Raw genomic sequence first — 20,624 nt, 5'->3', positions numbered from 1 at the left:
GCATCTGAAATATATCGATTTTAAAATTAACCTTTTTACAGTTTATCGCTTGGAGAGGTAATTTGTCGTTAACCAAACCGGTTATTGGTGCCAATTTTGCGCTAATCACTGGTCGAAACCTTTTATTTTTGCGAAACTGACAAAAATGAGAAAAAGCAGGTTGGGCATATTCATGAGTGGAATCACTATTTGGGCCAGGATACGGGCCAGGGTGCCACGCACAGGTGTTCCGAAATGTTGCCTTTATACGGGTCTCATATGGGGTCTCGCCAGTGCAGCACCGCTTGCGGTCTTGGCGCAAACCAGTCCAACCGGTCCAACTGGCCCCAGCGTTATCGGCCCCAAAACTGGAAGTACTGTTAAAAAGGTTACCCCCTCGCTGACGCCAGCCCCTTGGCCCAAAGTGACACCGCGTCGCCTGACACCACCCAAATCGGGCACCACCAATCGCATCACCGTTCAAATCCGGCCCTCATCACCCAGCGCCCCACAAGGCCCCAGCGGTCCAACAGGTCCGCTGCCCGCAGGCACTGTGATGCCTTTGGCCGATGTGCCAAAAGCGCCTGCCGATCTGCAAGACTGGTATTGGACTGTTGTGCCCCATGATGTGGCGGGTGCTGGTCCTGAACGTTTTGCGCAGGCTTTGGCCGCGCTCGACAATGACGGTGCAGCAGTCTTGTCTACCCCCAGCTTTCAACATGTCACGGATTTGGCCAATAGATATGGCACAGACTTACTGATCCATTCTATTGGTACAGATGTCAGCCCCGCTTTGGCTTTGGCTGTTATCGCGGTGGAATCTGCAGGCAAAACGAATGCGGTGAGCGGAGCAGGGGCGCAGGGCTTGATGCAATTGATCCCCGCCACAGCCGCGCGCTTTGGCGTCACAGATCCCATGGACCCTTCACAAAATATATCTGGCGGGATCACCTATCTGGATTGGTTAATCAAAGAGTTTAAAGGCGATGTGATCTTGGCTCTGGCGGGCTACAATGCAGGCGAAAACGCGGTCAAAGACAATCGTGGCGTGCCGCCATATCCCGAAACCCGCGCCTATGTGCCCAAAGTCCTTGCTGCGTGGCAAGTCGCACGCAGGCTTTGCGTCACTCAGCCCGAACTCTACTCCGATGGCTGCGTCTTCGCCACCAACGCGCTGCGCTCATCGAATTAGAGGACCATATAGTCGCTGGGAAAGCGTACAAGTTCATAGCAAAAGGCGGGTATAATGGCGGATCAACATTTATAAGGCTCGGGGTGCGTTGGTTTGAAACAAAGTCAACGCGAGTAACACAGGGAGAACAGCCGCCTGTGCTGGCGCAAAACATCAAAAAGGGACGCTCCATTTGGGCGTCCCTTTTGTGTGACATATATTTATGTGACATTTACATGTGTTGCAAAACGCGAGCTGTTAACCTTAACGGCGCAACGCTTTGGCGCGATCCCTCAGATAGACATCTTTTTAAAGATAAACTCAGGGATATGGCGGATGATCAGCATGATGTAGCGCCAGAAAAACGGCGTGTAGATCACATTCTTTTTCTTGGTGACGGCCTTCATTATGTCTGACGCCACCTTTTCAGGGGCCGCGACCAAGAACATGCCTTCCACATCCCATGTCATCGCCGTGTCGACAAAACCCGGTTTCACAGTGACCACATGGCCGCCTGCGCGGGTCAAACGGTTGCGTAAGCCTGACAGATAGGTGGCAAAACCCGATTTGGCCGATCCGTAAACATAATTGCCGATGCGCCCCCGATCCCCCGCAACAGATCCAACGCCCACGACCGTGCCACTGCCGCGGCTTTCCAATTCAGGAGCCAGCATTTGCAAAAACGTCGCGGGGCCGGTGAAATTGTCTTGTACCGTGCCATTGATCAAATCAGGCTCTGCATCAATCGCGTCTTGGGTTGGCATCGAGCCTACGAAAACGGCGCAGTTGATCACGCCGTCTTCCGACGTGGCGCGTTCAATAATCGGGGCAAAGCTGGATGTGTCGCGCGCATCAAAGGCACATGGCTCAGCCATTTTCGCGCCGCGTGCCAAGCAATCTTGCGCTGTGCTGGCCAGATCATCCATGTCGCGTCCGCAAACCAACAGGGTCGCGCCGCGCGCTGCCACATCGCGTGCAAAGGCCCGCGCCATTGACGAGGTTGCGCCCAGAATAATCCATGTCTCGTTTTGTGAGGCTTTGCTCATGCGCTCTCTCCTTGGTCTTTGGCAGACAGGCTTGTTTCAGGGAACTTGGGCGCAGCTGGCGCACCGCGCAATTGCAAGCGACGCACCAAATCAGTTTCCATCGCGCGCTCTGGATCGGCTTTCGCCACCTCTTGCTGCCATGCCTTTTGTTCTGGATACATGCCTGCGATCTGTTTCGCTTGGGCCAAGCCATCTTTGGCAAAGTAAATCCGCCCGCCAGCCTCGCGCGCCAGATCGGTCAATTCACGCACCAAATATTCGGCGCTGCCGCGATTGGGAAAATCCACCGCCAAAGTGTAGCCTTCCATCGGAAATGACATATAGCCCGCGCGTCCCGCGCCCATTTTTTTCAACACTGCCAAAGGTGAAGCCAGCCCAGAGGCTGAAATCCGCTCCAGCATGATGCGCAAACAATTCGTGGCCTCAAGCGGCACAACGCATTGAAATTGGTTAAAGCCGTTTTTGCCGTACAGACGGTTCCAATTGTGGATCGCATCCAGCGGGAAAAACGGATCAGTAATCGGTTTGACGCTTGTGCGCCCAGAGGCGGGCACGCGGCGAAAATACATTTCGTTGAACAGACGCACGATCGGCGCAGACAAAGCCCAGCGGGGCGCGTTGAACGGTACCGATTTGCTTTTGCCGCTGCCGGGGTTCACGCCCGAAGTGATTTCGCTTTCTTCCAAAACGCCGCGGCCTAGATTTGCGCCCTTGGCTGTGGCATCGATCCAACCGACAGTGTAATCGGCAGAACTGTCATCAAAGGCCACGAAAAATTCATCCAAATTGTCGATGCGCCGCTCTGTCAAAACCATCAGGTCGCCTTTGCAGGGGGCCATTTGTATCTTGGCCGAGGCGATCACGCCCGTTTGCCCTAAGCCGCCGACGGTGGCTTGAAAGATGCCAGCGTCTTTCGGTGTAATCACGCGGGTTTTGTCGCCTTGGATCAAGGTGATTTCCGTCACGTGTTGCCCAAAAGAGCCCACAACATGGTGGTTTTTGCCGTGTACATCATTGGCGATACAACCGCCGATCGTCGCAAAGCCCGTGCCCGGCATCACCGGTGGAATCCAGCCTTTTGCGGCAAACATTCGCCCCAGATCGCCAATCGGCAGGCCTGCTTCTACATGCACCACGCCAGAGGTGTCATCGAACGACAGCACGCGATCCAAACGGGTCATATCCAAAGACCGCGCATCAGAAGTCAGGGCCGCGTCGCCATATGATCTGCGCATGCCAAAGGCCGGTACAGGTGCCGTTGCCAAGAGGCGTTTCAGTTGCAATGCGCGTTCAGGGCGGGCAACCTCGCCAGAGGTGCAATGTGCGCGACCCCAACCTGTGGTGTCTACTGTTTTCCAGCTCATGTTTGAACTCTCTTTGATATGCGTTCCGCGATGGGAAAAATGATCAGACCGATCACGATGGCGAACCAAAGTGTGGTCAAACGAATGATGGCCGTGGCGGGCAGGGACAGCGCCAAAGGCACGCCCTCTAGGCTGAGCAGCGCGATCATCGCGGCTTCTGCGCCGCCCACGCCGCCTGGCGCGCCGGTCAGCCCGCCCGCCAAGGTTGAAAACAGGAATATCGCGATGGCGGTGGAGGCAGATACATCCGCGCCCATCCATGCCAGTAATAGATAAAAGGCCAGCCCTTCGGCCAGCCAGCCGATGAACGCCAACAGGGACCCTTGAAACAAAGTGCCGCCTTGCGAGAACGGCTCCAGCGCGCGCGCCGCGCGGCGGACCTTAGAAAACAGACGCGGGGCTTTGCCCGTTGTTTGATACCCCAAACGGGCGCACCACGCCAAAAGCGCGGGCCGTGTGGCGATAAATGCGGCAAGCAAAGCCAAAAGCGTGACAGGCACGCCGCCAGCAATTTTTGACGTTGATAACAAAAGTGCGCCCGCCAAAAGCACAGCCATCGCCGCCAAATCAGAGGCGCGATCGACCAAAACCAAAGGCGCAGTGCGCTCAACCGCCCAACCTGTTTCGCGCCGTATCCAACGCATCCGCACCAATTCGCCCACACGCCCCGGCGTGACCGTCATGGCAAAACCGCCAAGGAAATGGCGCATATTGGCCATCAGTGATAGATCAAGCCCAAGACGTTTGGCAAACAGATGCCAACGCAAACCGCGCAAACCATAATTCATCAGCGATAGCGCCAGAAGCGCGCAGACCTGCCACAAGGACAGTTTTTGGATTTGGTGCAGGGTCTCAGACCAGCCCGTGGCGGCCGCAGCCCCCAAAAGGCCGATGATCAGCAAGGCCATAAGTCCCAGCAAGACCAAACGATCCCGCAAGGCTTTGGAGCCTCCTGCGGTGGGTTTGATGGTGGTGGAAAGGGTTTGCTCTTGCTGCATGTGATCTAATTTGCCCGTATTTCACGCCGTTCTAGCGACAGATTGGGGCAAGAATATGATGCTGTTGCCGAATTGGCGACAATAGAGGCGTGGATTCGAAAAAAAAGGCCCCCAGAGTGGGAGCCTTTGTCGTTTGCACAGTGAATGCGGCGCGGATCAGTCGACAATCGTCGCCAAAGTGGCAGCACGCAGATCGGCCTCGGTCACGCCCTCAGCCGTCTCGACGATTTTCAAACCGCCCTCAACCACATCCAAAACGCCTAAATTGGTGATCACACGGTCCACAACCGATTTGCCAGTCAGGGGCAGGGTACATTCTTTTAACAGCTTGCTGTCGCCGTGTTTGTTTGTGTGATCCATGACCACCACAACGCGGCCCACGCCCGCGACCAAATCCATCGCGCCGCCCATGCCTTTGACCAGTTTCCCGGGGATCATCCAGTTGGCCAGATCGCCTTTTTCGTCGACTTCCATAGCACCCAAAATCGCCATCGCGATTTTGCCGCCACGGATCATGCCAAAAGAAAATGCGGAATCGAAATAGGCCGTGTTTGGCAACTCGGTGATGGTCTGCTTGCCGGCGTTGATCAGGTCGGCGTCCTCAGTGCCTTCCACGGGGAAAGGCCCCATACCCAACATGCCGTTTTCAGATTGCAACGTCACCTCGACGCCTTCTGGAATGAAATTTGGCACCAAGGTCGGAATGCCGATCCCAAGGTTTACATAGGTCCCGTCTTCCAGTTCAAGCGCTGCACGCGCTGCCATTTGATTGCGATCCCAACCCTTTGGGGCTTGTGTGTCTGTGGCCATGATGTGCTCTCCCTATGTCCGCAATGCTGCGGTGTGACCTTTGCTAGCGGCTTGCGCGCGCTGGCGATTATGACTGTGGTGCTGATGCCATTTCCAACGGGGCGAGGCCCAATTGGCTTTGTGCATAAGCTGCGAAAATCTCTTGCCCGTAGTTGGCATTGGTATGTCTGTTGTCGACCTTGTCGCCGACATCTGCGACCGACGACTTGGGGCGCGCAAAAATGTCTTGGGTTGCGAAAATACCCTGACGCGTGTGCATCGGTTGCGCGATAAACCGATAGCCAAAATCGGCCAAACTGGTCCCCATGGCGTGCTCATAGATCTGCGACCAATCGGCTGCTGTGTGACGTTTGTTCAGCCGCGACATCGTGTTCTCGAACCCCGGCCCGCGTTTCGCGCTGCGCGCCAAAGGATAGGGCGCAGGCATAAAGGTGATGCGTCTGTCGTCGCCAAACACATCGTGGCGCGCCTCAACGAAATCATAAACCGCAGAGCCGATCAAGGCCCGCGCAGCACTCAATGACATCACAGGGCGCAGGCTGCGTTCTTCATGTTCCAAGATGTCGTAATCGGCCATCAAACGGGTGACCGCGCCCATGGCAAAGCGTTCACCCACATGAAAAATCTGCGCGTAAGGCGCCAAATCGACGATCAAGCTGCCGTTCCACTGCTGGCTCATTTTACAGCCGTAAGCATCGCTGGGCGTCGGGCCAAAGGTGCTGCCGATCATCAGTGATCTGGAATGCACGATCCCCGGAAGGGAAAAATAATCGACCTCAAGGCTGGGATAGGCGCGCTTGATCCAATCGGCACTCATGCGCAGGCTGGCCGAATGAGATGTGCCCAGAACTAAGACCTTCATGTCAGGCTCCTGTTCATGGCGTCCAAGAGTACCTCTTCGCATTGCACTGCGTTATCGCCTTCGTCTGCCATGCCGCCGGTGAGACTGGCCGAAATACGGGGCTGATGGGTGTCGACCTCTTCGCCATGGGCTTGGAAAAACATGTCCATTGCAGCTTTGACACCGCGGCTGGTCACGCTGCGCTGGTTGGCCTCGAAAAAGCGCCCTCGCGTGGCCGCATTGGTGATGATCTCAAAGGATGGAAAGTAATCGACAGTATCATGCGCACGAACAAATTCGCCTGCAGCCGCCCGCAAAACCGATTTGGAATAGGTCGTGGCGGGCAAGACATGTGCGCCCGATGCCGTCGCTGTCAAAGGCACGGGGGAGACAGTGAGCAACAGTTTAAAATTCGGATTCCGGCTTTTGCCAAAATCGTTCAAAGCGCGCAAATCCGCCATGATGGCGCGGTGCCCGTCGTTGCGATAGCTGATCTCTTGCGGCTCTGTCGGCGTGGCAATCACTCCGGGGGCCGTCGGATACACCGTGCCCGTGGCCGTGTGACACCATGTTTCGGTCAGCCCAAGAGTGAAAATCAACAGCTCAGCCGATTCAAAAGTCTTGCGCAAAATGCGCAGATGGTGGGCGCGCGCGTCCCTGACCAATTCGGGGGTGTCATAGCCGTCAGGCTCAATCGCAGGACGCTGCGCATCGACATATTTGCCGTCGGGACGTTGCCAGACAGGGGCGTGGGGCGTCTCAAACCCGTAAGCCTCGTGTAGTAGCTGAACCATTTGACGCGCGGAATAAATATTGCCGTAGCGTGCCGAATACATGCCATAGCCAAAGCGGGTCATAACATCGCGGCGAAAATTGTGCTGTGGGCTTTCAAAATCCAACACGGCCCAATCGCGCTCATACAGATTGCGATGCACATGCTGTGCAAAGCAACTGCCCGCAGTCATGATTGTCGTATCTTTGGTGATGGCAAATTTCGGCAGGTAAAGCCCCTGAATTGCCTGCAGCGGCTCAGCCACCTGAATCGGTTCAGCCGACTCAGGCACCTCAGCCACGACGCCGCTGCGCCAAAAAGCGCGGGGCGGCAATGTATCATAGGGGGACATCACGCGCGGGCCTGCCGTGCCGTTTAGGCGGCTGGGCGCGTTGTGCGCTGCTCGATGCGTTTCTCGTGTTGGCCTTGAATGATGCGGTGCACATAGACGCCGGGCAGGTGAATCGCATCTGGATCAAGCGAGCCGACAGGCACAATCTCTTCGACTTCCATGATGCAGATTTTGCCGCACATCGCCGCTGGCGGGTTGAAATTACGCGCTGTCTTGCGGAAAATCGCATTGCCTGTGGCATCGGCTTTCCACGCTTTCACGATGGAGATATCAGCAAAAATACCCTCTTCCAAAATATAATCTTGGCCATTCCATGATTTTACGTCTTTGCCCTCAGCGATCACCGTGCCGACACCTGTTTTGGTGTAAAATCCCGGAATGCCCGCGCCGCCTGCGCGCATGCGTTCAGCCAAGGTGCCTTGGGGATTGAATTCCAATTCCAATTCACCGCTCAAATATTGACGCATGAATTCGGCGTTTTCACCCACGTAGGACGACATCATTTTCTTGATCTGGCGAGTGGCCAATAGTTTGCCCAAGCCAAAATCGTCAACGCCTGCGTTGTTTGAGGCCACGGTCAAATCCTTGACGCCGCTTTCGACCAAAGCCTCGATCAAAAGCTCAGGGATGCCACACAGGCCAAAACCGCCTGCGGCAATCAACATGCCGTCATGCAAAATGCCGTCCAAGGCCTCAGCTGCGGATCCGTAAACTTTTTTCATGACGCTCTCTCCCTAACAGTCAAATTTGCGCAATTGGACGCAATTGACGGGCAAGTGTCAATGGATTGCTGCACTGCAGTAACAATTTCTGATGGGCGCTATGCGCAATATATCGCACATCAAAGCAAATCGGGCGCAACTTTATGTCGCGCCCGTGTGGATCAAAGCTGTGTCAGCCTGTGGGTTTAGCTGTCTTTTTGCGCCGCAGGCTTTTTGGCTGGCGCTTTCTTGGCCGCAGCCTTTTTCGGCGCAGCTTTCTTTTTCGCGGGGGCTTTTTTCTTGGCCGGTTTTTTCGTTTCAATCAATTCCAACGCTTGCGCGACGGTGATGTCCTCGGGCTTGATCTCTTTGGGCAGGGTCACATTGACTTTTTCCCACTTCACATAAGGCCCGAATTTGCCGTCCATCACTTTGATCGGACCGCCATCGGGGTGATCGCCCAATTCTTTCAGCGCCTTGGCCACGGTGCGTCCGCGACCGGGGTTTTCGCGTTTGTGCGTGATCATTTCCATCGCCAAATTCATACCGATCTCGAACACTTCGCTGGTCTCTTTGAGATTGGCGTAGACGGGCTTTTCCTCGTCTGGCAATTGGTGGACCAAATAGGGACCAAAACGACCCAAATTGGCAGCAATCACGCCTCCATCAGGGTGCGGGCCAATCTCGCGTGGCAGATTCAGCAGCAAAAGCGCTTTTTCCAGATCAATACTTTCCGGCGCCCAGCCTTTGGGCAAAGACGTACGCGGTGGTTTTTTGTTTTCAGGCGTGGCTTCGCCGCGCTGCACGTAAGGGCCGAACCGACCCGAGCGCAGAGAAATTTCATCGCCGTTGTCTTCGCCCAGAACCTTTTCATAGCTCTCAGCGCCTTCGCCTGAAATCGGACGTGTGTAGCGACATTCTGGGTAATTGGAACAGCCAACAAAGCCACCAGAACGCGATGTTTTCAGGTGCAGGCTGCCAGCGCCACATTTGGGGCAAGCGCGTGGATCTGTTCCATCTTCGCGGGGCGGGTAGAGCGTTGGCGTCAGCGCTTCGTCCAATTTGTCGAGCACTTCCGAGATGCGCAAATCTGACGTTTCCGAAATCGCGGCAGAGAAATCACGCCAGAATCGGTTCAGAACGTCTTTATAATTCATCTCGCCCGCAGAAACGGAATCAAGTTCGCCTTCCAGATCGGCGGTGAATTCATAACCGACATATTTGCGAAAGAAGTTCATCAAAAAGATCGTCACGATCTTGCCTTTGTCCTCTGGGAACAGGCGGTTTTGATCTTTGCGCACATATTCGCGTTCAACAATCGTTGTTAAGACAGAGGCATAGGTGGACGGGCGGCCGATGCCGAGCTCTTCCATGCGTTTGACAAGCGTGGCCTCGGTGTAGCGTGGCGGTGGGTTGGTGTGGTGCTGCATACCAAGCACCGAATCGTTGCCCCCCAAAGCGGCCTCTTTGCCTTCTGCGTCAGATTTCAAAGCGCCCGCGACTTTTTTCGCGGGTTCATCTTTCATGATCTGGGGCAGGCGCGCGCTGTCTTCTTCGCCCTCCGCGTCATCTTTGCCCTCGGTGTAGGCCGCCATAAAACCGTCAAAGGCCACAACTTGACCCGTGGCGCGCAAGACGACCTCTTGGTCAGCCGAGGCGATGTCGACCGTGGTGCGTTCCAGTCGGGCTGCTTCCATTTGCGATGCAATGGTGCGTTTCCAGATCAGATCGTAAAGTTTGGCTTGGTCGCCGTCCGACAGCGCGGCCTCTTTTGGGCCTTTGGCCAGTTCGGTCGGGCGGATACATTCGTGTGCTTCTTGCGCGTTTTTGGCTTTGTTTTTGTACACACGTGGCGAGGCTGGCACATATTTATCGCCGTAGCGCGCTTTGATCGCCGCGCGTGCCTCAACGATGGCCTCGGGCGCCATATCGATGCCATCGGTTCGCATATAGGTGATCAGACCCGCTTCATACAGGCGTTGCGCCGCGTTCATCGTTTGACGCGCGCCCATGCCGAATTTGCGGCTGGCCTCTTGTTGCAGGGTCGATGTCATAAAGGGCGCAGATGGGTTGCGTGTGCCCGGTTTGGCCTCAACCGATGCGATTTTCAGATCGCGCGATGACACGGCTTGCACCGCCATCTCAGCCGACAAGCGATCGCCCAAGTCGAATTTATCAAGCTTTTTGCCTGACAGCTGCGTCAAGCGCGCTTCAAACTGCTGCCCGCGTGGGGTTTCCAGCATCGCTTTGACGGTCCAGTATTCTTGCGGATTAAAGGCCTCGATCTCGTCTTCACGTTCCACGATCAACCGCAGGCACACCGATTGCACACGACCGGCAGAGCGCGCGCCGGGCAATTTGCGCCACAGCACGGGCGACAGATTAAACCCCACCAGATAGTCCAAAGCGCGGCGGGCCAGATAGGCATCGACCAGCGGCACATCGACTTGGCGCGGGTTTTTCATCGCCTCAGTGACGGCCGTTTTGGTGATCGCGTTGAACACGACGCGCGACACTTGGGTGGATTTTTTGATCGCGCGGCGTTTGGTCAGCGCTTGTTGTAAGTGCCATGAGATCGCTTCGCCTTCGCGGTCGGGGTCGGTCGCGAGGATCAATACGTCGTCGTGTTTCAAAGCGTCGGCGATGGCTTTCACATGCGGGCGGCTTTGTGCGCCGATGTCCCAGATCATTTCGAAATCGTTGTCCGGATCGACCGATCCGTTCTTGGCCGGCAGGTCGCGCACGTGGCCGTAGGACGCCAAAACTGTGTAGTCACTTCCAAGGTATTTATTGATCGTTTTGGCCTTGGCAGGGGATTCGACGACGACAACTGGCATGATAGATCCTTTGATACGACTACGGTGGCCTTATGGCGGGGCAAGATGGTTTGCGCAACTGCGGATTGTCAATGAAAGATCGTGAGAAGATGTTAATATCTTTGCGGCACAATCAACTAGCGCCCTATTTTTGGCGTGATTTTACAACAGGACAGAAATGATAATGCTTTTCACACGGTTCGCTTTTGCGTTTGTTTTGCCCCTAATCGCCTGTCTGACCACCCCTTTGCCAGCCCTGGCCCAAGACTGGTCCGAACCCACCCGTGGATCAAAAGTCCGTCAAGACCTGATGGATGCCATTCGCCCTCATGCAGAATGGCAGCTGGGGGCGCCTGTGCAATTCGTGGTGGACACCCTGCGCTTGTCAGGCGACCGCGCTCTGGCCTTCCTGTCACCCAAGCGCCCCGGTGGCGGACCCATCGATGTCACCACCGTTCCCGCTGTTTTGCGCGGTGACTGGCGTGTTGATGGTGATGGCTATCTTGAGGATATGGATGGTCTGTCCATCATGGCGCTTTTGGTCAAATCCGGTGACACATGGGTCGCGCAACATTTTTCGATTGGGGCCACAGACCTGTGGATATCAGCACCAGATATATGCGCTGACTATATTATCGTTATGTCTGATTTTTGCTATCGATGAGAGGATTTGGAAGGGGTTCTGCGTGTTGAGCCGCGATTGAAATTCAATGCCACAAAGGTCAGAGTTAATCCAAATGTGCCGACACTCACGAGCGAGGTGAATGTCGGCTTTTGTTTCAAGAGTAAGCACCGTTCGAGTATGTCAACTCATAACTGTGACTGTAGAGTTCAAAGACAATTCCAAAAGGGTCTTCGACATAAACCATTCTATAGGGTTTCTCGTCCGGAAAATATTCGCGCACAGGCATACGCTGCTTGCCGCCTGCTGCGACGATCTTTGCCAAGAGGTCTTCAAGGTTCGGGTCTTGAATAGCAAAGTGAAACGTACCGTGTTGCCTGAAATTGAGGTTCTCTTTGGGGGCTTCGTGTCCTTCAAATTCGAACAGCTCAAACCCGATGCGATCTGCTGTCGCCAAATGCGCGATGCGCATGCGGCCCCAGCCTGTGCCAAAAACGTCTGAACACATCTGGCCGATGTCACTGTCGTCTTCGACAATGATCGTAGGGTCCATGATGACATAAAAGCCAAGGACGTTGCCGTAGAATTCAATCGCCTTGTCCAAATCTGGGACAGACAAGCCAATATGAGAAAATGAGCGTGGAGTAGGTTGCATAGTGTTTCCTTTCGAGGGTGTCGAAAGAGATTTAGATGGACTTAATTCGTAATAAAAATTATCATTTTATATGATTTTCATAATATTTTGAGTTGATGATGTTGAACGCCACATGGTTAGAAACGTTTACGACGCTCTGTGATGTGGGGCATTTCACGCGTACGGCGGATCTGTTGGGCATGACCCAGCCTGGTGTGTCGCAGCACCTGCACAAACTGACCACCCAAGTCGGCAAACCACTCATTTCAAAAGACGGGAAATCCTTCACACTCACCCCCGCTGGTGAAGCCGTTCTGGCCATCGGCCTTGCGCGACGTCAACAAGAGCGCGAGTTGAAAGACGTAATCAATTTTGATGATCCAAACGTAGGTGAAATCAGCATTGGGTGTTCCGGCAGCTTTGCTATGTGGCTCTATCCGCATATTCTTGATCGGTTGCATCAGGCGCCAGAGCTGGTGATCAATGTTACGGCCGCCCCGCACATGAGCATTGTGAAATCCGTTTTGAATGGCGCATTTGATCTGGGGATCGTCGCCGAACCCATCAGTCATCCGCGCCTTGAGGCGCAGGAATTGACTCGTGAAGAGTTGTGTTTGGTGGTTCCGCCCCCCTATGCAGAGCGAGATCTTGACCTGCCGCAGTTGAACGGGTTGGGGTTTGTTGCGCATCCTGACGGCTATGCATATGCGGATGACTTGTTTTCGCTGAACTTCCCAAGGGATTACAAAGGCTCTGATCACCTCAAGGTCAGGACATTCGTCAACCAGATCGGACAAATCCCGCTGCCTGTTGCGCAGGGACTTGGGTATACAATATTGCCCAAATCCGGCGTGGATGCCTTTCATGGAAAACAGAAGCTGGCGATCTTTCAATTGCCGAAACGACGGTATCATGATTTGTGGATTATATCCCGTAAGAGGCGGACGGAGATCTCGCGTATCGCGGCTTTAAGTGATTTCATTCTTCAGGTGTCAAAAGCTTTGCGATAACTCTGCTCGGGAATAATGTATAAATTTAACTTAGATGGCGCGTTTCTGACCCTATCGTGCGCGAAGCTTAGGATTTATTCATCAAGGTTAATCGCGAACGGGTCAAAATCCACGGAAATTGACCTTTAAAACATGTAAACCGACGATAGGGGAAAGGTTTAAAATGTTGTAAAGACGTGCCGCATTGTTATGCAAATGTTTAAAATATCGCACAGAATGCAATTAGGCCCGGGCCAAAAGACCACCGGCTTTGCGCAGGATTTGGCCGTTGAGTTCCAGCGTCATGATCTGGGAACTCACCTCTTCGGCGCGCGCTCCGATGTCGCGGATCAACTGGTCTTCGGCCACCGCAGCCCCGCCCAAACGGGACAGGATTTCACTGTGCAAGGCGGTGTGATCATCAAGGCCGCGCCTTTCCGGTTCAATAGGTACAAGCGCGTCCTCAGGCGTGTCCATCGCGGTGATCGCCAAGGGCGAAGCACTGGCCAGTACATCAATCGCATCACGCGCCCCACGGACCAAACTGGCGCCATCGCGCAACAGGTTGTTGCAACCTGAGGAGCGCCCATCAAACGGGTGGCCTGGCACGGCCATGACTTCGCGGCCCTGTTCCATCGCATTGCCCGCGGTCAACAGTGAGCCGGATTTGGCAGCCGCTTCTATCACGACGGTGGCCAAGGCCATGCCAGAAACGATGCGATTGCGCATTGGGAAATGCCGCGCGAAGGGTTTCATGCCCATAGGTTGTTCGGACGCTATGACGCCAGTATCGGCGATTTTTGCGTAAATATCTTTGTTTTCCGCGGGATAGATCACATCCAATCCACCACCCAAAACCGCGATGGTGCCTGTTCCCAAGGCCGCCTCATGCACAGCCCTGTCAATGCCGCGCGCCATGCCAGAGACGATGCCAAAGCCCTCGTCCCCCAAATCACGCGACAAAGCCCGCGCCATACGCAGCCCCAAAGACGAGGCATTGCGAGCGCCCACAAGGGCAATCATCGGGCGTTCAAACAAGGAAAGGTCGCCTTTGACCCATAACAGCGGCGGGGCATCAGGGATAAGAGCAAGGGCGGCAGGATAATCTGTGTCGCCAATCGCCATCAGTCGCGCGCCTGCTTTGCGGCCCGCTTTGAGTTCTTTGTCGACGACAGCCATGGGGCAGGTTTGATAGCCGCTCACACCCGCTTCGCGCGCAATTTCGGGCAAAGCCGTCAACGCATCTGCGGCAGAGCCGTGATCATTCATGAGGCGATAAAAGGTTGATACGCCAACACGGCGTGATCGCAAGAGGCGGAGCCAGATGGCGCGGTCTTCCGCAGTGTGGGGTGGGGTGAGGGGGTGGTGGGAAGGGATGAAATCCATATTGACCAGCTCTCTCCGTCTCTTGCCATTACACCATCGCGCAAATTGGTTAATGAGCCGTTACCGTTACTCAACAATCCTCAAATTTATCGAATTTTTCTGTATCTTCCTGAATTCAAGCGATTTTGTCGCAAATATATCGTGACTAGAGTAGAACAATTGTAAAAAGGCGGTCCGAAGACCGCCTTAAGTTTCAGATTTCTATAACGCGAGCTTGGAGACGTTAACCTTTGCGACTCAGGTGGCGGACCCGCCAACGGTCAATTCACCAATCAAGGTCGTCGGCTGGCCGACCCCAACAGGCACCCATTGTCCCGCCTTACCGCAATTGCCCATACCAGGGTCCAGCGCCATGTCATTGCCGAGGGCACGGATGTGCTTCAGGGATGTCGCGCCATCGCCGATCAAAGTGGCGCCTTTGACGGGGGCGCCAACCACGCCGTTTTTGACTTGGTAGGCTTCGGTGCAAGAGAACACGAATTTGCCATTGGTGATGTCGACCTGTCCGCCACCAAAACCAACTGCGTAAATACCATCTTTGAGGCTGGCAACAATGTCTTCAGGCGCAGCGTCACTACCCAACATATAAGTGTTGGTCATGCGAGGCATGGGGGTGTGGGCGTAGCTCTCACGGCGTCCGTTGCCCGTGGCCTCGACGCCCATAAGGCGCGCGTTTTGGCGGTCTTGCATGTAACCGACCAGAATACCGTCTTCGATCAAGGTGTTCTTGGCGCTGGGCGTGCCTTCGTCATCGACAGATATGGACCCACGACGATCAGGAATGGTGCCATCATCTAAAACGGTGACGCCTTTGGCCGCCACTTGTTGCCCCATCAGGCCCGCAAAAGCAGACGTGCCTTTGCGATTAAAATCGCCCTCTAGCCCGTGACCGATGGCTTCGTGCAGCAAGATACCAGGCCAGCCATTGCCAAGCACGACATCCATTACGCCAGCGGGGGCAGGGATGGCCTCTAGGTTGACGCAAGCGATCCGCAGGGCCTCGGTGGCGACGGATTTCCAGTGATCCGGAGCGAGCATTCCCAAAAGACCTGTGCGCCCGCCGCCGCCAGCTGAGCCGCTTTCGCGACGGCCATCTTTGTCAACGATGACCGAAATATTGAGACGCGCCATGGGGCGTTGGTCCGACACAAGCGTACCGTCGGGGCGCAAGATGAAGACTTCTTGATATGAGGCCGCCATCGAGGCCGAGACTTGCACCACACGCGGATCAAGGGCGCGCAAGAAATCGTCGATTTCTTTAAGCGTATCGATTTTGACCTCGAAGGCCGCGCCGTCCATTGGGTTCTCGTCGGTGTAGAGTTTGACGTTGGTGGCACGCGGGCCATCCGCCAAAGTGCCGCCGCCCGCGCCCACGGCCAAACGCGCGGTTTCAGCTGCGCGGCGCAAAGACGATTCGGAAATTTCGGTGGAATGGGCGTAGCCTGCGGTCTCGCCACGTACCGCGCGCAGGCCGAATCCCTCTGATGCGTCATATGTCGCATTGCGGATTCGCCCGTCATCCAAGACAATGCCCTCAGATGTGCGACGCTCGAAGAATAGTTCGCCATCATCTGCGCCTGCGGTGGCATTTTGCAAGATCGATAGGGCTGAGGCCTGATCCAACAGGGTTTCGAATGGGTCAAAACGTCTCGTTGTCATCTATTTTCTCCTTGGGGACTTGATCTAAATCAAAAAACACGGTCAATGGCGGCGCGGAAATCTTGTCCCACGCCGAGTAATATGGTTTTTGGGGGGCAAGACTCAAACGAAATTCGCCTGAACATCAGGCACTGCGGCGCACATATCACTGTTGCGCTTGCGAAATGGGAAAAGAACATGCGCACAGAACGCTTTTTGTCTGGCTTTGCCGCCACAGTTTTAGCCACCACCGTTTCAGGTGCCGCCATGGCACAGCAAGCCGGTGAATTGCTGGGTGCGCCGGTGAACGGTAAAATGGGTTTTCAACCTGCCGCAACCGAGCTTGCACGCGATTTGCAAGGATTGGACCACTTGCTTTTGTGGATCACTGGCCTGATCACATTGTTCGTTTGTATTTTGTTGGTTTGGGTGATGGTGCGCTACAATCGCCGCGCCAATGCAAACCCAGCAAGCTTTACGCATAACACCACCATCGAGATTGCTTGGACATTGATCCCGATTCTGATCTTGGTCGGAATTGGCGCGTTCTCTTTGCCTGTTTTGTTCAAACAGCAAGAAATTCCAGAAGGCGATCTATACATCAAGGTGACGGGTTACCAGTGGTACTGGGGCTATGAGTACGTTGATGAAGGCTTTGCATTCGACAGCTACAAACTTGAGCGCGACGAATTGGAAGCGGCTGGTTACGACCAAAGCCTCTACCTATTGGCAACTGATACAGCTGTTGTTGTGCCTGTTGGCTCCACAGTTGTTATGGGCGTCACCGGCGCGGATGTGATCCACTCTTGGACAATACCTGCGTTTGGCGTGAAGCAAGATGCGGTTCCTGGTCGTGTGGCTGAGCTTTGGTTCAACGCCGAGAAAACTGGCACCTTCTTTGGTCAGTGTTCAGAGTTGTGCGGTAAAGACCACGCATACATGCCGATCACTGTGAAAGTTGTCTCACAAGAAGATTACGATGCATGGTTGGCTGGCGCGATCGAAGAATACGCGTCTTTGGATGCCGGCGAACAGCTGATCCAATTGGCTTCTGCTGAGTAAGCGATCACTGCGACATCTGGGCGCGGGCGAAGATCATCGCCCCGCCCGCTGACTGTTCTATATTATGCGAAGCCTTAGTGTAGCCGATATGGCGACGCAGGTCCGCAGGCACCAAAAGCAAGGCACCACATGACCGACGCGACCATAACACTTGACGACGATAAGGAAGCGAGCTTTGGCGATTTTTTTGCGCTGTTAAAGCCCCGCGTGATGTCGCTTGTCGTGTTCACCGCGATGGTCGGGCTTATCGTTGCGCCCGGATCGGTGCATCCCTTTGTCGCGTTCTTTTCCGTGCTGTGTATCGCGATCGGTGGCGGTGCCTCTGGTGCGTTGAACATGTGGTATGACGCGGACATCGACCGCGTGATGAAGCGTACTCAGGGACGCCCTATTCCTGCTGGCAAAGTAACGGAAGGCGAGGCTTTGGCCATCGGCCTGACGCTGTCTGCATTTTCCGTGATCATGCTGGGGCTGGCGTCCAATTGGGTTGCTGCCGGGCTTTTGGCCTTTACGATCTTTTTCTATGTGGTGATTTATACCATGTGGCTGAAGCGCTCGACACCACAGAATATCGTGATTGGCGGGGCCGCTGGTGCCTTTCCTCCGATGATCGGTTGGGCTGTTGTTACCGGCGATATCACCATCGCGAGCACCTTGATGTTTGCTTTGACATTTATGTGGACGCCACCGCATTTTTGGGCTTTGGCTTTGTTCATGAACTCGGATTACGGCAAGGCAAAAGTGCCGATGCTGCCTGTGACGCATGGCACACGCGTCACGCGCAATCACATTCTGGCCTATACTTTACTTTTGGCTGTCACCGCGGGAGCGTTGTTGTTCACGTCCATCGCAGGCTGGGTCTACCTTGCCGCGTTTTTGGTGATGAACACCTTGTTCATCTTGGGGGCAGTAAAGATTTGGCGTCGTGATGATGCGGCGTCCAAAGCAGATAATTTCAAAGCAGAACGGTCTTTCTTTAAGCTGTCTTTGGCCTATCTTTTCGCGCATTTCACGGCGCTCATGTTCGACGGAATGCTCAGCGGTCTTTTTGACGGTATGGGCATTGGGGGACTTTTCTAAGATGGCGATTACCAAACTTCATGAAATTCACAGACGGCGCAAGTCGCGCAATGTCGGCCTTGGGTTGGTATTGGCCGTCTTCGTTGTGTTGATCCTTGGCTTGACCATGGTGAAAGTGACAACCACCCCGATCAGCAATATCGGCTCTGCAGAGGCGCACAATTAATGGCGATGGATGGTCCACAAAAAACGGTTCTTAAGCTCGTTGGTGTTGTGTTCACCATGGGCGCTTTGGCATGGGCATCGGTGCCGTTCTACAGCTGGTTTTGTGCCGTCACCGGTTTTGGGGGCACTACATTGGAAGCCGATGCCGGGTCTGACGTCATTTTAGACGAGACGATCAAAATCCGCTTTGACGCCAATACAGACCCCAGCATGGCGTGGTCTTTCAAGCCTGTTGAGCGCGAGATGGAAATCCGCATCGGTGAAACGGGTCTCGCCTTTTACGAGGCACATAACCCAACGGACCGTGTCATTGCTGGCACTGCGTCCTATAATGTAGCCCCCTATGAGGCGGGCGGATTTTTCACCAAGATCGATTGTTTTTGCTTCACAGAACAGGTGCTTCAGCCCGGCGAAACCGTGTTGATGCCCGTGACGTTTTATGTGGACCCCGAAATCACCACAGACCGTGACGCGAAATATGTACATCGCATCACTTTGTCTTATACATTCTACGAAACCGATCTGCCCGAGGAACTTGCCGCTTTGCAAAGCGACACGCCTAAGGTTACAGATCTTAACTGAACCCATTAGGGAAAATACCCCAAGGGAGAGGGACGCAAGACTATGGCTCATGTAAAGAACCACGATTATCACATTCTGCCACCATCAACGAAACCACTTATGGGTTCTGTTGCAGCCTTTATCATGTTCTTTGGCGCTGTCATGTGGATGGCCAAAGGCACGCCATTTATGTTCTTGGCTGGTCTTCTGGGCGTGCTCTATGTGATGTGGGCTTGGTGGCGTGAAACGATTTTGGAAAACAAAGCTGGCGATCACACGCCCGTTGTGCGCATCGGTCTGCGCTATGGCTTTATCATGTTCATCATGTCCGAAGTGATGTTCTTTGTCGCTTGGTTCTGGGCGTTTTTCAAAAGCGCTATTTACCCGATGTATGAATACGCGGGCACAGAATACGTCAAACCAGAGATCATTCCGGTTGATGCCTTCCACCTGCCATTGATCAACACATTGCTGTTGCTCTTGTCTGGATGTGCCGTCACTTGGGCGCACCATGCGTTGGTGCACGGCAATGTGCGCAAAGACTTGGTGGCTGGACTGGCCATCGGTGTTGGATTTGGCGCTGTGTTCACCATGTTCCAAGCCTATGAGTACTACGAACTGTTGGTCCATGAGGGTTGGACATTCGGCGGTGACGTGTTCTTTGGTGGATTTTTTATGGCCACAGGGTTCCACGGCTTCCACGTTCTTGTGGGCACAATCTTTCTGACCATCTGCCTCGTGCGCTCGATCAAAGGTGACTTTACACCAGACGATCACATCGGCTTTGAAGCCGCCGCTTGGTACTGGCACTTTGTGGATGTGGTTTGGCTCTTCCTGTTCGTGGCCGTCTACATCTGGGGTCAATAACCCTGCGCTGAGGCTTCGCCTTACGTAATAATCAGGTTACAAGGGCGCGGCACCAGCTGCGCCCTTTTGTATTCCGAAGGAACGTCTCATGATCAAACCTGTGATCAAACGCATGATCGGCCCTATTTTGATGGGAGTGATTGGTATCGCTATTTTGCTTTGGCTTGGCACATGGCAGGTGCAGCGATTGGCGTGGAAACAAGGTATTTTGGCCGAAATCACCGCCGAAATTGCAGCCGATCCCGTGCCTGTGCCAACACTGATTTCAACCGATATGAAATACCTGCCGGTCACAGCCACAGGCACCATCGGGCAAGACGAACTGCACGTGCTGGTGTCGCGTTTGGAAATCGGGGCAGGCTACCGCGTGATTGCGCCGTTTGAATTGGATGACGGGCGGCGGGTGTTGCTGGATCGTGGGTTTATCAAACCTGAGGCCAAAGATGTGTTTCGCGCCAGCGGTCCTGCGACCATCACTGGAAATCTGCATTGGCCGGATGATATGAACAGTTCAACCCCTGAACCTGATATGTCTGAAAACATCTGGTTCGGGCGCGATATCGCCGCCATGGCGCGCGCCTTGGACACTGCCGAAGTGCTGATCGTCGCGCGTGCCGACACGGGGCAGGGCATTGAAGCCATGCCTGTGGGCATCACGGGTGTCAAAAATGACCATCTTGGCTACGCAATCACATGGTTTTCTCTCGCTCTTGTCTGGTTGGGGATGACACTCTTCCTTCTGTGGCGTATCAAAACCCGAACTGTTTAAC

20 protein-coding genes are annotated in these 20,624 nt (G+C 54.5%); 9 read left to right on the top strand and 11 right to left on the bottom strand.

Translation table 11 applies throughout. From position 1 onward, the window contains the following. Window positions 1-172 precede the first annotated feature (172 nt). Entirely contained in the window at window positions 173-1,171 is a 999-nt protein-coding gene (locus KO497_RS01075; RefSeq protein ID WP_215942122.1) for a lytic transglycosylase domain-containing protein, read from the top strand. 272 nt (window positions 1,172-1,443) lie between these two features. On the opposite strand, the gene KO497_RS01070 is transcribed toward KO497_RS01075, so the two are convergent. The 8 genes from KO497_RS01070 to topA all read right to left on the bottom strand — a co-directional run bounded on the left by KO497_RS01070 (window position 1,444) and on the right by topA (window position 10,871). Beyond that, entirely contained in the window at window positions 1,444-2,196 is a 753-nt protein-coding gene (locus tag KO497_RS01070) for an SDR family oxidoreductase (RefSeq protein WP_215942121.1), read from the bottom strand. Next, window positions 2,193-3,560, bottom strand: coding sequence for an FAD-binding protein (locus KO497_RS01065; RefSeq protein ID WP_215942120.1), 1,368 nt, complete (start codon window positions 3,558-3,560; stop codon window positions 2,193-2,195). The genes KO497_RS01070 and KO497_RS01065 overlap by 4 nt, the downstream gene beginning before the upstream one ends. Continuing rightward, a complete protein-coding gene (locus KO497_RS01060) occupies window positions 3,557-4,558 on the bottom strand; it encodes a lysylphosphatidylglycerol synthase transmembrane domain-containing protein (RefSeq protein WP_215942119.1) in 1,002 nt (333 codons plus the stop codon). The genes KO497_RS01065 and KO497_RS01060 overlap by 4 nt, the downstream gene beginning before the upstream one ends. A 156-nt stretch (window positions 4,559-4,714) precedes the next feature. Continuing rightward, complete coding sequence (locus KO497_RS01055) at window positions 4,715-5,368, bottom strand: 3-oxoacid CoA-transferase subunit B (RefSeq protein WP_215942118.1); 654 nt, start codon at window positions 5,366-5,368, stop codon at window positions 4,715-4,717. Between the two features lie 67 nt (window positions 5,369-5,435). Beyond that, window positions 5,436-6,230: a hypothetical protein gene (locus KO497_RS01050; RefSeq protein WP_215942117.1), complete on the bottom strand. Its 795-nt coding sequence runs from the start codon at window positions 6,228-6,230 to the stop codon at window positions 5,436-5,438. Next, window positions 6,227-7,333, bottom strand: a complete 1,107-nt coding sequence (locus tag KO497_RS01045) for a GSCFA domain-containing protein (protein ID WP_215942116.1) — start codon at window positions 7,331-7,333, stop codon at window positions 6,227-6,229. The genes KO497_RS01050 and KO497_RS01045 overlap by 4 nt, the downstream gene beginning before the upstream one ends. 23 nt (window positions 7,334-7,356) lie before the next feature. Continuing rightward, on the bottom strand, window positions 7,357-8,055 hold the full coding sequence (locus tag KO497_RS01040; protein ID WP_215942115.1) for a CoA transferase subunit A: 699 nt from the start codon (window positions 8,053-8,055) through the stop codon (window positions 7,357-7,359). Between the two features lie 185 nt (window positions 8,056-8,240). After that, the gene (gene topA, locus KO497_RS01035) at window positions 8,241-10,871 is read right to left on the bottom strand and encodes a type I DNA topoisomerase (RefSeq protein ID WP_215942114.1); all 2,631 of its coding nucleotides are present in this window, start codon (window positions 10,869-10,871) and stop codon (window positions 8,241-8,243) included. A 163-nt stretch (window positions 10,872-11,034) separates the two neighbouring features. Here topA and KO497_RS01030 point away from each other — a divergent pair, with 163 nt between their 5' ends. Further along, on the top strand, window positions 11,035-11,514 hold the full coding sequence (locus KO497_RS01030; RefSeq protein ID WP_215942113.1) for a hypothetical protein: 480 nt from the start codon (window positions 11,035-11,037) through the stop codon (window positions 11,512-11,514). A gap of 115 nt (window positions 11,515-11,629) precedes the next feature. On the opposite strand, the gene KO497_RS01025 is transcribed toward KO497_RS01030, so the two are convergent. Further along, window positions 11,630-12,127, bottom strand: coding sequence for a lactoylglutathione lyase family protein (locus tag KO497_RS01025; RefSeq protein ID WP_215942112.1), 498 nt, complete (start codon window positions 12,125-12,127; stop codon window positions 11,630-11,632). A 98-nt stretch (window positions 12,128-12,225) separates the two neighbouring features. Here KO497_RS01025 and KO497_RS01020 point away from each other — a divergent pair, with 98 nt between their 5' ends. Continuing rightward, window positions 12,226-13,116 carry a LysR family transcriptional regulator gene (locus KO497_RS01020; RefSeq protein ID WP_215942185.1) on the top strand — a complete coding sequence of 297 codons (891 nt, stop codon included), beginning with the start codon at window positions 12,226-12,228 and terminating at the stop codon, window positions 13,114-13,116. 222 nt (window positions 13,117-13,338) lie between these two features. Here KO497_RS01020 and dprA read toward each other — a convergent pair whose 3' ends face one another. Both dprA and tldD read right to left on the bottom strand, forming a co-directional pair. Continuing rightward, window positions 13,339-14,481 (bottom strand): DNA-processing protein DprA, encoded by a 1,143-nt coding sequence (gene dprA, locus KO497_RS01015; protein WP_215942111.1) that lies wholly within the window; start codon window positions 14,479-14,481, stop codon window positions 13,339-13,341. A gap of 237 nt (window positions 14,482-14,718) precedes the next feature. Further along, window positions 14,719-16,140 carry a metalloprotease TldD gene (gene tldD / locus KO497_RS01010; protein WP_215942110.1) on the bottom strand — a complete coding sequence of 474 codons (1,422 nt, stop codon included), beginning with the start codon at window positions 16,138-16,140 and terminating at the stop codon, window positions 14,719-14,721. Window positions 16,141-16,317: 177 nt separating this feature from the next. On the opposite strand from tldD, the gene coxB reads away from it, so the two are divergent. The 6 genes from coxB (at window position 16,318) to KO497_RS00980 (ending at window position 20,623) form a co-directional block, all read left to right on the top strand. Continuing rightward, window positions 16,318-17,181, top strand: coding sequence for a cytochrome c oxidase subunit II (coxB, locus tag KO497_RS01005; RefSeq protein WP_215942109.1), 864 nt, complete (start codon window positions 16,318-16,320; stop codon window positions 17,179-17,181). Window positions 17,182-17,310: 129 nt separating this feature from the next. After that, entirely contained in the window at window positions 17,311-18,261 is a 951-nt protein-coding gene (cyoE, locus tag KO497_RS01000; RefSeq protein WP_215942108.1) for a heme o synthase, read from the top strand. Between the two features lies 1 nt (window position 18,262). Further along, a complete protein-coding gene (locus tag KO497_RS00995) occupies window positions 18,263-18,427 on the top strand; it encodes a cytochrome C oxidase assembly protein (RefSeq protein ID WP_215942107.1) in 165 nt (54 codons plus the stop codon). Further along, on the top strand, window positions 18,427-19,008 hold the full coding sequence (locus KO497_RS00990; RefSeq protein WP_215942106.1) for a cytochrome c oxidase assembly protein: 582 nt from the start codon (window positions 18,427-18,429) through the stop codon (window positions 19,006-19,008). Before KO497_RS00995 ends, KO497_RS00990 begins: the two co-directional genes overlap by 1 nt. A gap of 42 nt (window positions 19,009-19,050) precedes the next feature. Then, the gene (locus KO497_RS00985) at window positions 19,051-19,854 is read left to right on the top strand and encodes a cytochrome c oxidase subunit 3 (RefSeq protein WP_215942105.1); all 804 of its coding nucleotides are present in this window, start codon (window positions 19,051-19,053) and stop codon (window positions 19,852-19,854) included. A gap of 88 nt (window positions 19,855-19,942) precedes the next feature. Next, window positions 19,943-20,623, top strand: coding sequence for an SURF1 family protein (locus KO497_RS00980; protein WP_252729452.1), 681 nt, complete (start codon window positions 19,943-19,945; stop codon window positions 20,621-20,623). The last annotated feature ends 1 nt before the right edge of the window (window position 20,624 follow it).

Source organism: Pacificibacter marinus (assembly GCF_018860665.1).
GTDB classification, from domain to species: Bacteria; Pseudomonadota; Alphaproteobacteria; order Rhodobacterales; family Rhodobacteraceae; genus Celeribacter; species Celeribacter marinus_A.
This window is presented reverse-complemented; position numbering and strand designations above follow the sequence as displayed.

Excerpts from the sequence above, each read along its gene's own strand:
- KO497_RS01075 (WP_215942122.1), top strand. The coding sequence starts at position 173 with ATGAGTGGAATCACTATTTGGGCCAGGATACGGGCCAGGGTGCCACGC.
- KO497_RS01070 (WP_215942121.1), bottom strand. The coding sequence starts at position 2,196 with ATGAGCAAAGCCTCACAAAACGAGACATGGATTATTCTGGGCGCAACC.
- KO497_RS01065 (WP_215942120.1), bottom strand. The coding sequence starts at position 3,560 with ATGAGCTGGAAAACAGTAGACACCACAGGTTGGGGTCGCGCACATTGC.
- KO497_RS01060 (WP_215942119.1), bottom strand. The coding sequence starts at position 4,558 with ATGCAGCAAGAGCAAACCCTTTCCACCACCATCAAACCCACCGCAGGA.
- KO497_RS01055 (WP_215942118.1), bottom strand. The coding sequence starts at position 5,368 with ATGGCCACAGACACACAAGCCCCAAAGGGTTGGGATCGCAATCAAATG.
- KO497_RS01050 (WP_215942117.1), bottom strand. The coding sequence starts at position 6,230 with ATGAAGGTCTTAGTTCTGGGCACATCTCATTCGGCCAGCCTGCGCATG.
- KO497_RS01045 (WP_215942116.1), bottom strand. The coding sequence starts at position 7,333 with ATGTCCCCCTATGATACATTGCCGCCCCGCGCTTTTTGGCGCAGCGGC.
- KO497_RS01040 (WP_215942115.1), bottom strand. The coding sequence starts at position 8,055 with ATGAAAAAAGTTTACGGATCCGCAGCTGAGGCCTTGGACGGCATTTTG.
- topA (WP_215942114.1), bottom strand. The coding sequence starts at position 10,871 with ATGCCAGTTGTCGTCGTCGAATCCCCTGCCAAGGCCAAAACGATCAAT.
- KO497_RS01030 (WP_215942113.1), top strand. The coding sequence starts at position 11,035 with ATGCTTTTCACACGGTTCGCTTTTGCGTTTGTTTTGCCCCTAATCGCC.
- KO497_RS01025 (WP_215942112.1), bottom strand. The coding sequence starts at position 12,127 with ATGCAACCTACTCCACGCTCATTTTCTCATATTGGCTTGTCTGTCCCA.
- KO497_RS01020 (WP_215942185.1), top strand. The coding sequence starts at position 12,226 with ATGTTGAACGCCACATGGTTAGAAACGTTTACGACGCTCTGTGATGTG.
- dprA (WP_215942111.1), bottom strand. The coding sequence starts at position 14,481 with ATGGATTTCATCCCTTCCCACCACCCCCTCACCCCACCCCACACTGCG.
- tldD (WP_215942110.1), bottom strand. The coding sequence starts at position 16,140 with ATGACAACGAGACGTTTTGACCCATTCGAAACCCTGTTGGATCAGGCC.
- coxB (WP_215942109.1), top strand. The coding sequence starts at position 16,318 with ATGCGCACAGAACGCTTTTTGTCTGGCTTTGCCGCCACAGTTTTAGCC.
- cyoE (WP_215942108.1), top strand. The coding sequence starts at position 17,311 with ATGACCGACGCGACCATAACACTTGACGACGATAAGGAAGCGAGCTTT.
- KO497_RS00995 (WP_215942107.1), top strand. The coding sequence starts at position 18,263 with ATGGCGATTACCAAACTTCATGAAATTCACAGACGGCGCAAGTCGCGC.
- KO497_RS00990 (WP_215942106.1), top strand. The coding sequence starts at position 18,427 with ATGGCGATGGATGGTCCACAAAAAACGGTTCTTAAGCTCGTTGGTGTT.
- KO497_RS00985 (WP_215942105.1), top strand. The coding sequence starts at position 19,051 with ATGGCTCATGTAAAGAACCACGATTATCACATTCTGCCACCATCAACG.
- KO497_RS00980 (WP_252729452.1), top strand. The coding sequence starts at position 19,943 with ATGATCAAACCTGTGATCAAACGCATGATCGGCCCTATTTTGATGGGA.